This window comes from Erwinia sorbitola (genome assembly GCF_009738185.1).
Lineage (GTDB): Bacteria > Pseudomonadota > Gammaproteobacteria > Enterobacterales > Enterobacteriaceae > Erwinia > Erwinia sorbitola.
Window position 1 is genome coordinate 1,329,193 of the sequence record NZ_CP046509.1, and the last position, 12,368, is coordinate 1,341,560.

12 protein-coding genes are annotated in these 12,368 nt (G+C 56.0%); 11 read left to right on the plus strand and 1 reads right to left on the minus strand.

Going from position 1 to position 12,368, the window contains the following annotated elements:
- The first annotated feature begins 89 nt into the window (after window positions 1-89).
- The 8 genes from GN242_RS06010 to mlaA are packed head-to-tail and all read left to right on the plus strand — an operon-like array spanning window position 90 to window position 6,500.
- Window positions 90-833: a heme ABC transporter permease gene (locus GN242_RS06010; RefSeq protein ID WP_156287057.1), complete on the plus strand. Its 744-nt coding sequence runs from the start codon at window positions 90-92 to the stop codon at window positions 831-833.
- A complete protein-coding gene (gene ccmD / locus GN242_RS06015) occupies window positions 830-1,060 on the plus strand; it encodes a heme exporter protein CcmD (RefSeq protein ID WP_154754006.1) in 231 nt (76 codons plus the stop codon). The genes GN242_RS06010 and ccmD overlap by 4 nt, the downstream gene beginning before the upstream one ends.
- A complete protein-coding gene (gene ccmE / locus GN242_RS06020; protein ID WP_156287058.1) occupies window positions 1,057-1,536 on the plus strand; it encodes a cytochrome c maturation protein CcmE in 480 nt (159 codons plus the stop codon). Before ccmD ends, ccmE begins: the two co-directional genes overlap by 4 nt.
- A complete protein-coding gene (locus GN242_RS06025; protein WP_154754005.1) occupies window positions 1,533-3,488 on the plus strand; it encodes a heme lyase CcmF/NrfE family subunit in 1,956 nt (651 codons plus the stop codon). Before ccmE ends, GN242_RS06025 begins: the two co-directional genes overlap by 4 nt.
- Window positions 3,485-4,042 (plus strand): DsbE family thiol:disulfide interchange protein, encoded by a 558-nt coding sequence (locus tag GN242_RS06030; protein ID WP_156287059.1) that lies wholly within the window; start codon window positions 3,485-3,487, stop codon window positions 4,040-4,042. Before GN242_RS06025 ends, GN242_RS06030 begins: the two co-directional genes overlap by 4 nt.
- The gene (locus tag GN242_RS06035) at window positions 4,039-4,500 is read left to right on the plus strand and encodes a cytochrome c-type biogenesis protein (protein ID WP_154754003.1); all 462 of its coding nucleotides are present in this window, start codon (window positions 4,039-4,041) and stop codon (window positions 4,498-4,500) included. The genes GN242_RS06030 and GN242_RS06035 overlap by 4 nt, the downstream gene beginning before the upstream one ends.
- The gene (gene ccmI, locus GN242_RS06040) at window positions 4,497-5,702 is read left to right on the plus strand and encodes a c-type cytochrome biogenesis protein CcmI (RefSeq protein ID WP_156287060.1); all 1,206 of its coding nucleotides are present in this window, start codon (window positions 4,497-4,499) and stop codon (window positions 5,700-5,702) included. The genes GN242_RS06035 and ccmI overlap by 4 nt, the downstream gene beginning before the upstream one ends.
- Window positions 5,703-5,738: 36 nt before the next feature.
- Window positions 5,739-6,500, plus strand: a complete 762-nt coding sequence (gene mlaA / locus GN242_RS06045) for a phospholipid-binding lipoprotein MlaA (protein ID WP_154754001.1) — start codon at window positions 5,739-5,741, stop codon at window positions 6,498-6,500.
- Between the two features lie 105 nt (window positions 6,501-6,605).
- Here the strand turns inward: mlaA and fadL are convergent, their stop codons facing one another.
- The gene (gene fadL, locus GN242_RS06050; RefSeq protein WP_154754000.1) at window positions 6,606-7,940 is read right to left on the minus strand and encodes a long-chain fatty acid transporter FadL; all 1,335 of its coding nucleotides are present in this window, start codon (window positions 7,938-7,940) and stop codon (window positions 6,606-6,608) included.
- A 377-nt stretch (window positions 7,941-8,317) separates the two neighbouring features.
- Here fadL and GN242_RS06055 point away from each other — a divergent pair, with 377 nt between their 5' ends.
- The 3 genes from GN242_RS06055 (at window position 8,318) to fadJ (ending at window position 12,290) form a co-directional block, all read left to right on the plus strand.
- The gene (locus tag GN242_RS06055; protein WP_156287061.1) at window positions 8,318-8,614 is read left to right on the plus strand and encodes a YfcZ/YiiS family protein; all 297 of its coding nucleotides are present in this window, start codon (window positions 8,318-8,320) and stop codon (window positions 8,612-8,614) included.
- 212 nt (window positions 8,615-8,826) lie between these two features.
- A complete protein-coding gene (gene fadI / locus GN242_RS06060) occupies window positions 8,827-10,137 on the plus strand; it encodes an acetyl-CoA C-acyltransferase FadI (RefSeq protein ID WP_154753998.1) in 1,311 nt (436 codons plus the stop codon).
- Window positions 10,137-12,290 carry a fatty acid oxidation complex subunit alpha FadJ gene (gene fadJ, locus GN242_RS06065; RefSeq protein ID WP_156287062.1) on the plus strand — a complete coding sequence of 718 codons (2,154 nt, stop codon included), beginning with the start codon at window positions 10,137-10,139 and terminating at the stop codon, window positions 12,288-12,290. The genes fadI and fadJ overlap by 1 nt, the downstream gene beginning before the upstream one ends.
- The last annotated feature ends 78 nt before the right edge of the window (window positions 12,291-12,368 follow it).

Below are 12,368 nucleotides of genomic sequence, written 5' to 3' on the forward strand. Positions count from 1 at the left end.
GGCTGATAAGCAAGCCAGACAGGCCGGAGTCTGCTGTTTCACCGTTAACGAACTCCAGAACAATTTTTTATATTTGTGAGCAAATAATCATGTGGAAGTGGATACACCAACTGGGCAAGCCTGAACGCCTGTACCAGTTATGCGGGCGTTTTGTGCCGTGGTTTGCTATTTCAGGGATAGCAACGCTGCTGCTGGGCTGGGCCTGGGGCTTCGGTTTTGCCCCGCCAGCATCTGAGCAGGGCGACGGTTTCCGCATCATCTATATCCATGTACCGATGGCCATGTGGTCGATGGGTATCTATGCGGCAATGGCAATGTCTGCGTTTATCGGGCTGGTCTGGCAGTGGAAAACCGCCGATCTCGCCATGATGGCGATGGCCCCGGTTGGCGCGGTATTCACTTTTATTACCCTGGTCACCGGTTCTGCCTGGGGCCGGCCGATGTGGGGCACCTGGTGGACGTGGGATGCACGTCTGACCTCGGAACTGGTGCTGCTATTCCTTTATATGGGCGTTATCGCGCTCTATCACGCCTATGACGATCGCCGGATGGCCGGGCGCGCGGCGGGGATTGTCACCCTCGTTGGCGTAATTAATCTGCCGATTATTCATTATTCCGTTAAGTGGTGGAACACCCTGCATCAGGGCTCTTCCGGCGTGCTATTACAGGCAGTTGATCCCACAATGCGTACGCCGCTGTTATGGTCGGTGCTGGGAGTCTGGCTGCTGTTTATCACCCTGACGCTGATGCGCCTGCGGAACCTGCTGCTCTTTACCGAACGCCATCGTCCCTGGGTAGCTGAAGTCGCGGCAAAAGGAGGGCATCGCCCATGACTCCGGCATTCTCTTCCTGGCAGGAATTCTTTGCGATGGGCCGCTACGGCTTCTATGTCTGGCTGGCGGTAACCTGCACCCTGATCCCTTTGTGTGCGCTGCTGTTGCACACGTTATTACAGCGCCGTCGTCTGCTGGCTGAAATTCGCCAGCGCCAGGCGCGAGAGCTGCGTATTCGTGCAGCAAAAGTAAAAAAAACCGCCCAGGCGGCAGGAGAACTACCGTGAATCCCCGTCGTAAAAATCGCCTGATTCTGGTGCTGGTGGTGCTGGTCGGATTGGGCCTGGCAACGGCGCTGGTGATGTATGCCCTGCGCTCAAATATTGACCTGTTTTACACCCCCGGAGAAGTGATCAATGGCAAAGGTCAGCAGCATGTTAAGCCTGAGCCAGGCCAGCGCCTGCGCGTCGGCGGTATGGTGATGCCGGGTAGCGTCAAGCGCGACCCTGATACCCTGCAAGTGTCGTTCAAACTCTATGATGCGGTTGGCGTGATTAGCGTCAGCTATGAAGGCATCCTGCCGGATCTGTTCCGCGAGGGCCAGGGCGTGGTAGCCCAGGGAGTATTGCAGGATGGCAGCCATGTGATCGCCAAAGAGGTGCTGGCTAAACACGATGAAAAGTATACCCCGCCAGAAATTGAAGATGCGATGAAGCAAAACCACCGCTCTCCGGCCGCAACCGCAGCGGGAGGCCAGCCATGATGCCTGAAATCGGCAGTTTCCTGCTCTGTCTGGCACTGGCGCTCTCTCTGTTATTGAGTGTTTATCCGCTGTGGGGGGCTGCGCGCCAGGACAGCCGTCTGATGGCGCTGGCACGGCCGCTGACTTACGGGCTGTTTGCCTGTATTGCTGCGGCATTTCTGATTCTCGTCCATGCTTTTATTATTAATGACTTCAGCGTTGCCTATGTGGCGACCAACTCCAACACCCTGCTGCCGGTTTACTACCGCATTGCCGCCACCTGGGGGGCGCATGAAGGCTCACTGCTGCTGTGGGTGCTGTTACTTAGCGGCTGGACGCTTGCGGTAGCGCTGCTCAGTCGCGCCATGCCTGCGGATGCCATTGCCCGGGTACTGGCGGTAATGGGGATGATTAATCTTGGCTTCCTGCTGTTTATAACCCTGACTTCAAACCCGTTTGTGCGTACGCTGCCCGACTTTCCGATTGAAGGTAACGATCTCAACCCGATGTTGCAGGATATCGGGCTGATCTTCCATCCGCCGCTGCTCTATATGGGCTACGTCGGTTTCTCCGTGGCTTTCGCCTTTGCCATTGCCTCGCTGATGGCCGGACGGCTGGATACTGCCTGGGCGCGCTGGTCACGTCCGTGGACGACGGCTGCCTGGGTGTTTCTGACCATCGGCATTGTGCTCGGGTCGGCCTGGGCCTATTACGAACTGGGCTGGGGCGGCTGGTGGTTCTGGGATCCGGTAGAGAATGCCTCATTTATGCCGTGGCTGGCGGGTACCGCACTGATTCACTCGCTGGCGGTAACGGAAAAACGCGGTACTTTTAAGGCCTGGACAGTACTGCTGGCGATCGCTGCCTTCTCCCTCAGCCTGCTGGGCACTTTCCTGGTGCGCTCCGGTGTGCTGGTGTCGGTACACTCATTTGCTTCCGACCCGGCGCGCGGCATGTTTATCCTCGCCTTCCTGATTATTGTAATAGGCGGCTCGCTGCTGCTGTACGCCATTAAAGGCGGCAAGGTGCGCAGCCGGGTGCAAAATGAAGCCTGGTCGCGTGAATCTTTCCTGCTCGGCAACAACGTGCTGCTGATTGCCGCCATGCTGGTGGTACTGCTGGGTACCCTGCTGCCGCTGGTGCATAAGCAGCTGGGGCTTGGCACCATCTCCATTGGTGAGCCTTTCTTTAATACGCTGTTTACCTGGCTGATGGCACCGCTAGCACTGCTGATGGGGATTGGCCCGCTGGTGCGCTGGCGACGCGATGAACCGCAAAAACTTTGGAAGCGACTGGGGCTGGCGCTGGTGGTGACCCTGCTGCTGTCGATTACTCTGCCGTGGCTGATACAGGATCGCATTGAGGCGATGACGGTAGTGGGCCTGCTGATGGCGGTCTGGGTGATTATCCTCACCCTGATGGAGCTGCATGAACGTGCCACCCATCGCCACCGTTTCTTTAGCGGGCTGCGCCATCTGTCCCGCAGCCACTGGGGCATGGTGCTTGGCCATCTTGGCGTGGCGGTAACGGTGATCGGTATCGCCTTTAGTCAGAATTACAGCGTGGAGCGCGACGTGCGGATGAAAGAAGGGGATAGCGTGAAGGTTTACAGCTATCAGTTCACTCTGCGCGGCGTGCAGCCTTTGACAGGACCAAACTACTCCGGCAGCGTCGGTGTGATTGATGTCAGCCGTAACGGCAGCCATGAAGCCACTCTGTCAGCGGAAAAACGCTTCTACAGCGCGACGCGTAGCATGATGACCGAGGCGGCAATTGACGGCGGCTTCACGCGCGATCTCTACGCGGCATTGGGTGAAGAGCTGGCTGGCGACTCCTGGGCCGTGCGTCTCTATTACAAACCTTTTGTCCGCTGGATCTGGTTCGGCGGCGTATTTATGGCGCTCGGCGGGGTGCTGTGCCTGCTTGATCCGCGTTACCGTTCGCGCCGCAAAGCGCAAAAGGAGCTGGCATGAACAAAAAAATTCTCTATATCCCCCTGGTGCTGTTCCTGCTGCTGGCGGCGGCGCTGCTGTGGCAGTTAAGTCGCAATGCCAGCGGTGATGACCCGACGCGGCTGGAGTCGGCGCTGGTCGGTAAACCGGTGCCGGTATTTAAGCTTGAGTCGCTGGATCACCCGGGTAAAACCTTCGATCAGTCGGTGCTGAATGATGGCAAACCTATCCTGCTCAACGTCTGGGCTACCTGGTGTCCGACCTGTCGCGCGGAGCATCAGTATCTCAATACGCTGGCCGCTAAAGGTGTGCGCGTGGTGGGGCTGAACTACAAAGACGATCGTCAGAAGGCCATCGCCTGGCTTAACACCCTCGGCAATCCATATGCCCTGAGCCTGTATGATGGTGACGGAATGCTCGGGCTGGATCTGGGCGTCTATGGCGCACCGGAAACCTTTCTTATCGACGGGCACGGCATTATCCGCTATCGCCACGCCGGAGATATGAATGAGCGCGTCTGGAATGAGGAAGTGAAACCTCTCTGGGAGCAATACAGCAAGGAGGCGGGACGATGAAAGCCTGTCTGATACTGCTGGCGCTGGTGCTGTTCAGCACAGGCGTACGGGCGGACAATATTGATACTTACTCTTTTGCAACGGTGGAGCAGGAGCAGCAGTATCGCCAGCTCACCGCATCTTTGCGCTGTCCGAAATGCCAGAACAACAGTATCGCCGATTCGAATGCGATGATCGCCGGTGATATGCGGCTGAAAGTCTACCAGCTGTTACAGGCAGGGCAGACGCCGGAGCAGGTCAAAGCCTGGATGGTGGCGCGCTACGGCAACTTTGTCTCCTACCAGCCGCCGGTAACGCCATCGACGCTGATTCTCTGGGCTGGCCCGGCGCTGTTTGTCATTATGGGAGCACTGGTGATTATCCTGCGCAGCCGTAAGCGCGCCGTGCACGTTAAGCTGGATGAAGAGCAACAGCAGCGGCTCGATGCGTTGTTAAAACAAGATGAGAAGCAGCCATGATCGCACTTTTGGTAACAATCCTGCTGCTGCTGTTGGCTGCATGTGCGCTGTTTTTACTGGCGGGGCGTCGGGGCGATGGCGACAGCACTGCCGATCGCGACCAGCTTAATCAGGCCTTTTATCATCAGCGTATGCGTGAGCTGGAGGAGGATGAAGGTCAGGGCGTGGTGGCAGAGCGTACTGAGATGGTGCGTGAGCTACAGGAGACGCTGCTGCTGGATATTCCAGAGGCACCGTCACCGGTTACGCGGCAGGTCAGTCGCTGGGTGCTACTGCCCGGCGTAGTGATTTTGCTGTTGGTAAGCCTTGGTCTCTATTCACAAACAGGCGGGCTGCAACAGGTTCTGGGCTGGCAGCAGGTGAAAAATGAGTTACCGGCATTGCGCGCCCAGGTGATGGATCCGCAGGCACGTCCGCTCAGTATGGAGCAGCTGGCGCGTCTGGCACTGGGGATCCGCAGTGAGCTGCAAACTGCGCCGGATAACCTTGAAAACTGGAAAATGCTTGGCCGTCTCGGCATGGTGCTCAACAATCCCGACATGGCCAGCCAGGCATTTCGCCATGCGTTGCAGCTGGCACCCGGTGATTTTGATGCACGCCTGAGCTATGCAGAAGTGCAGAGCCGTTCGAATGACCCGCAGGATAATCGCGAGGCATTGATGATGCTGGAAGCAATGGCCGCCCGGAACCCGGAGAATATACAGGTACTGGGGCTGCTGGCTTTTAACGCGTATAATCAGCAAAATTACGCGCAGGCCACTGCCACTTGGCAAAAGATGCTATCGCTATTACCGGCGAGCGACCCGCGGGTTGTGATGATCCAGCGCAGTATTCAGCAGGCTGACAGCGCTTCCGGCAAAGAAAAGAGCCATCTTGCGTTAACGGTAAGTCTGTCGCCTGAGGTAGAAAAAATGTTACCTGTGAACGGAGTGTTGTATATTTCTGTCACTGACGGTATTTCTCAGGTTCCCGTAGCCGTGAAAAAGATACCGTTGAGTCATTTTCCTTTATCGCTCACGCTTGATGACAGCAATGCCATGATGCCGGATCGATTGTTATCCTCTCAGCATCAGGTACAGGTTCGCGTGAGAATATCGCGCGACGGTAGCGTGACTCGTTCACCCGGCGACTGGTACGGGATGAGTGAGATAACGCCATTTGCCGGTCAGCAGCAGCTAGCCGTGGAAATTAACCGGCAGTAAGGGGCGATAATTTATAAACAGTACAGGGAGAAAACTATGAACTATCGCCTGACGGGCTTAGTGCTGGCAAGCGTACTGATGGTGGGATGCGCAAGCTCTGAGACGGCGAATGAGCCGCAGGGTCATGCCGATCCTCTGGAAGGCTTCAACCGTTCGATGTTCAACTTTAACTACAATGTGCTGGATCCGTATGTCCTGCGTCCTGTTGCGGTGGCCTGGCGTGATTATGTGCCGCAGCCCGCGCGTAACGGAGTGGGCAACTTCCTCGGTAACCTGAACGAACCGGCCTCAATGGTGAACTACTTTATTGAAGGTAATCCCTATAAGGCGATGGTGCATTTTAACCGTTTCTTCCTGAATACCCTGCTGGGGATGGGCGGCCTGATTGACGTGGCGTCAATGGCGAACCCGAAACTGGCAAAAGAAGAGAACCGCGCCTTCGGCAGTACCCTGGGCCATTACGGTGTGGGTTACGGTACCTATGTGGAAGTGCCGGGCTACGGCGGTTTTACCCCGCGTGAAGATATTGGCGGGCTGGTGGATGATGTCTATCCGCCGCTGCTCTGGCTGACCTGGTGGATGTCTGCGGGTAAATGGGTGCTTGAAGGGATTGAAACCCGTGCGCAGCTGCTGGATTCGGACTCCATCCTGAAGGATTCCAACGATCCTTATGCATTTGTACGCGCGGCTTATTTCCAGCATCATGATTTCCTTGCCAGTGACGGAAAATTAACTCCGCAGGAAAATCCAAACGCTGACGCGATTAAAAATGATTTGGGTGATATTGATTCTCAGTAATTGATACAGCCAGAGGCGCTGAGTAGAGAGGATAATACCGCTCTCTTTTGGAAATAAAAAAACCCCACGATGTGGGGTTTTTTATATCTGAAATAAGCGTGGCGATCAGAACTTATAGTTAAAGCTGGCACCGTAAAGCCAGGCTTTACCGCTGGAAGTAAAGGTATAAGGCGTTGCCTGCCCATTTTGCGCGGTGGCAATCGGATCGGTTCCCTCTTTAACGGTTACTTTCTGGCCGTGCATATATGAGATACCGACATCGACTGACGCATCTTTATTAAAGGCGTAAGAGGTACCGGCACTCAGCCACAGGCGATCCTGATCCGGGATAGAGATAGAGCGTTTATCCGATGGAACCGGGCTGTCATCGAAAGCGATACCGGTACGGAATGTCCAGTTTTCATCGTAGAAGTAGCTGGTTCCCAGTGCGATGCGGTAAGCGTCATGGAAGCTTTCATCTTTGTAGAACAGCTCCTGGCCGTTACTTCCGGTGGCTTTCAGCTCCTGGAACTGGCTCCAGCTGGTATAGGCCATGCTGTAGTGAACCGCCCACTGAGGTGCCACTTTATGGTAGCCGGAAATTTCCCACATCTCAGGCAGATTCAGTGTTAATGCGCCTGAAACAGTATTGCCGCCGGTACCGGAAGGCAGGCCAAACTGACCGCCGATTGGGTTATACGCTACGGGAATATCGCTGCTGTAATCCCCGTCGAAGTCGATTTTAACTTCTGAACGGTAGCTCAGGCCGAAGCGGTTATTCTCATCCACTTCATACAGAACCCCCGCATTCCAGCCGTATCCCCACTCATCGCCTTTCAGATGTGCGATTTGGGTATCTGCCGGAGCAGCAGGCAGGCCCGCTGCGGGTAAGAATCCGCCCAGCTCACCGATATTTCGTTCGATTTTCGCCCGGGCATAAACCGCATCAAAGCCTACGCCTACGCTGAAGTTCTGGTTAATACGATAGGCGGTGCTCAGATTAAGATTCATCGTCATCAGATCGGTTTTACCCCCGAACGGGCCGCCGGCATAACCGTCGTTGAACTCCGTCGCCAGACCGTAGTTACTGGTAGCGGAAGCCCCAATCCACCACTGATCGTTAAGCGGCTGGACGTAATGAATATTTGGCACCCACTGAGTTGGGGCAATATTATCGGCATTCAGACTATTACCTGCGCCTGACTGCCCTTGAATATTTACATCGGGGTCGATAAATACCGCACCGATGGAGAACATAGGTCGATCCATTAATGCCATGGTAGCCGGATTACGGCTGGCCGATGCGGCGGTATCACCCATCGCACCTTCGCCTGAATAAGCGCGCCCGAGGCCAATACTGGAAAATTCATTCAGTTGAAAGCCAGCCGATAAAGCATTCGAAGAAACAAGCGCCACTGCTGCTGCGAGTGCAGACTTAGCGAACAGGTTTTTATGGTTCATGACCACAACCTCATTATCTGATTTTTATTAAACTCTGTTACTCAACGTAACAAGGGATCGCGGATTCTAGGGACTGACAGACAACGAACAAATCAGACCAGTGGGCCAAGTATAGGTCTGACCTGTACACATGTTGCAATAATGTTTTCCACTTATTTCAAAAATGATGCTGGAAAAGCGATCTGGATAACAAAAAACTTACACTTGGATTAACTGCGCCTCAGTGTGACTTGTTTCGGATCAAATAATAGTGTGATTTTCATCACTTAATGCGTTCATTTTCCCCGATAGCTGGAGCTGAATGAGGGGCGGGCGTAGACTAATATCCATCTAACTTACTTTTGCCGCCCGCACCGTGACGGCAAGCCGGAGGATCTATGACCGACGCTATTAACCGCTGTAATGCCAGTGAAACTGCCGCGTGCTGCTGTCTCGATGTTGGAACAGTGCTGGATAATACTGACTGCACCGCCACCTACAGCCATAAATTTGAGCGACGCGACCAGGCCGAAGCTATGCTGCAAGAGCTGAGTGATAAAGCCCGTGCCGTTGAGTCAGAACCCTGCCTGATCGAGAGCCGCTTCAGCGAATTGCCGGACGGTGTGCAGCTGGACGTTAACTTCACCTTTAGCTGCCAGGCAGAAACGATGATTTTCCAGCTGGGCCTGCGCTAATCTCCCGGTGGAGGGCATCCGCCCTCCGCCAGAATCGTGTCTGTTATCTCATTTCTTCCCTTCTGTCATAGCGCCCGTCATTATTCTGGTTAACACTGATCAGGTCAGACCTCTTGGCAATGATGCCGTTTATCTAAGCTATGCTCCCGTTTATGTGCTTGCAGCCAACGCGTCTGCAACACCTCGTCACGGTGAATAACAAGGTGAGAATAATGAGTAAAGCCATACCCTTGCTGACACGTCAGGGTGACCGTATCGCCATTACCCATGGGCTGCGCACTCCTTTTGCCCGTCAGGCCACCGCTTTTCACGGCATTCCTGCACTGGAGCTGGGGCGTATGCTGGTCAGTGAACTGCTGGCGCGCAGCGAAATCCCTGTTGATGCCATCGGGCAGCTGGTTTTTGGTCAGGTGGTGCAGATGCCGGAAGCGCCCAACATTGCCCGCGAAATTGTGCTGGCAAGCGGCCTGAGCGTCCATACCGATGCCTACAGCGTCAGCCGCGCCTGCGCAACCAGTTTTCAGGCGGTGGCAAATGTGAGCGAAAGCCTGCTGGCGGGCACCATCCAGGCAGGTATAGCCGGAGGTGCAGACTCCTCATCCGTGCTGCCGATTGGCGTCAGCAAAACGCTGGCACGGGCGCTACTGGATCTCAGTAAAGCGCGTACTTTAGGACAAAAACTGAAAATTTTCAGCCAGCTGCGCCCCCGCGACCTGCTGCCGGTGCCGCCTGCGGTGGCAGAATACTCAACCGGTCTGCGAATGGGCGATACCGCCGAACAGATGGCTAAAGATCATGGTATTACCCGCGAGCAGCAGGATGCGCTGGCACACCGTTCTCATCTGCATGCAGCCCGCGCATGGCAGCAGGGCCTGCTAAATGACGAAGTGATGACCGCCTACACGCCGCCGTGGAAGCAGCCTTTTCAGCAGGATAATAACGTGCGCAGCGCCTCCAGCCCGGAAGACTATGCCCGCCTGCGTCCGGCGTTTGACCGCAAGCACGGCTCGGTAACGGCGGCAAACAGTACGCCCTTAACCGACGGTGCCGCCGCAGTTATCCTGATGACCGAATCCCGTGCCAGAGAGTTGGGCCTCGTGCCGCTGGGTTATCTGCGCAGCTACGCATTTACCGCCATTGATGTGCGCCGCGATATGCTGCTGGGGCCTTCTTATGCCTCGCCGCTGGCGCTGGATCGCGCGGGAATTACCCTCGCTGATCTCACCCTGATTGATATGCATGAAGCTTTTGCAGCCCAGACCCTGGCGAATTTAAAGATGTTTGCCGATGAGCGCTTTGCCCGCGAGGTGCTGAATCGTCCCCATGCGCTGGGTGAGGTCAATCAGGAGCAGTTTAATGTGCTGGGCGGTTCTATCGCCTACGGTCACCCGTTTGCGGCGACCGGGGCACGCATGATCACCCAGACGCTGAATGAACTGCGTCGGCGCGGTGGGGGCCTTGGGCTGGTAACCGCCTGTGCTGCCGGTGGTTTGGGTGCCGCAATGGTTCTGGAGGCTGAATAATGGATCAGACAAGTGCGTTTACGCTCACTATGCGACTGGATAACGTCGCGGTGATCACCATCGATGTGCCGGGTGAGAAGATGAACACCTTAAAAGAGGCTTTCGCCGGGCAAATCCGCGAGGTTCTCCGGCAGGCGCGGGCCAATCCGCAGCTGGCCGGGCTGGTGCTGATCTCGGGCAAGGCGGACTCGTTTGTTGCCGGAGCGGATATCAGCATGATTGCCGCCTGCGAAACAGCACAGCAGGCCAGCGCGCTGGCGCATTCCGGGCAGGCCATTATGGCTGAGATCGCCGCACTGCCGGTGCCGGTCGTAGCGGCGATCCACGGGGCCTGCCTCGGCGGCGGGCTGGAACTGGCGCTGGCCTGCCATCATCGCGTCTGCACCCTTGACGATAAAACCCGGCTTGGCCTGCCCGAAGTTCAGCTTGGGCTGCTGCCCGGCTCAGGGGGAACACAGCGCCTGCCTCGGCTGATCGGCGCATCGACGGCGCTGGATATGATCCTGACAGGAAAAACACTGCGTGCGCGTGCCGCCCTGAAATGCGGGCTGGTGGATGATGCGGTGGCACACAGTATTTTACTGGAGACGGCGGTCAGGCTGGCGCTGAAACCGCGTAGCGCCAGCAAACCGTTGCCCATGCGTGAACGGCTGTTAACCGGCCCGGCGGGCAGGGCGATACTGTTTGCGCTGGCAAAACGTCAGACGCAGGCCAAAACCCACGGTAACTACCCGGCGGCGGATAAAATTCTCAGCGTGGTACGCTGCGGACTGGAGCAGGGCACCGGCAGCGGCTATGCCGCAGAGTCGCAGGCGTTTGGCGAACTGGCAATGACGCCGCAGTCTGCCGCGCTGCGCAGCCTGTTTTTCGCCACCAACGCGTTAAAAAAAGAGTCGGGGGCTGATGCTGAACCACGGAAGCTTACCCGGATCGGTGTACTGGGCGGCGGCCTGATGGGGGGAGGCATTGCCTGTATTACCGCCACCCGTGCCGGGCTGCCGGTGCGCATTAAAGATGTCTCTCCGGACGGTATCAATCGTGCGCTGAAAACCAGCTGGCAGGTACTGAGTCAGCAGGTAAAACGCCGCCGCCTGAGCAGCGCCGAGCGCCAGCAGCAGATGGCGTTAATCAGCGGAGGCACCGACTACCAGGGCTTCCGTCAGCGTGACATGGTGATTGAAGCAGTATTTGAAGATCTGGCTCTGAAACAAAAAATGGTTGCCGAGATTGAGGCATACTGTTCACCTGATACTCTGTTCGCCTCCAATACGTCCTCGCTGCCGATTGCGGATATTGCCTCCGGCGCACAGCGGCCGGAAAATGTGATTGGCCTGCACTACTTTAGTCCGCCGGAAAAAATGCCGCTGGTGGAGGTGATCCCCCACGCGGGTACTGCTCCCGCAACGGTGGCTACGGCGGTATCGCTGGCGAGACAACAGGGTAAAACACCAATTGTGGTGGCAGACAAGGCCGGGTTCTATGTGAACCGAATTCTGGCACCCTATATTATTGAGGCGCTGCACTGCCTGCTGGAAGGGGAGCCGATTGAGTCTGTCGATCGGGCGCTGGTGGAGTTTGGCTTCCCGGTGGGGCCGCTACAGCTGCTGGATGAAGTGGGTATCGATGTCGGCACTCATATTATGCCGATTTTACAGCAGGCCTGGGGGGAGCGTTTCGCGCTGCCCGCCGCACTGAATGCCGTGTTGAACGACGATCGCAAAGGGCGGAAAAATGGCCGTGGCTTCTATCTTTATCCGCAGAAAGGGCGCAGGAAGCAGGCTGATAGCGCGATCTATCGCTTACTAAATATCAGTGCAAAACACCATCTCAGCGCACAGAATATCGCTCAACGCTGTGTGATGATGTTGCTGAATGAGGCTGCACGTACCCTTGATGAGAAGGTGATCTCCTGTGCCCGTGATGGTGATATTGGCGCTGTATTTGGTATAGGTTTCCCGCCATTTCTCGGTGGCCCTTTCCGCTATATGGATCAACTGGGCATTGTGGAAGTGGTAAACAGTTTAGAGTTATTAATGCAGCGTCACGGGGCACGTTTTACCCCCTGTGACCGTTTAAGAAAAATGGCAGACGCGCAGGAAACCTTCTATAAACCGGAAGTTAAGCTGAATAGTCTTACTGATTCAGCGGGTTAGTCTGGCGGGGTGGTGAATGCTTTTTGCGGGTTAATCTGCAAGGCGCTCACTAAGTAAACAATCGGTTGACTATACTCA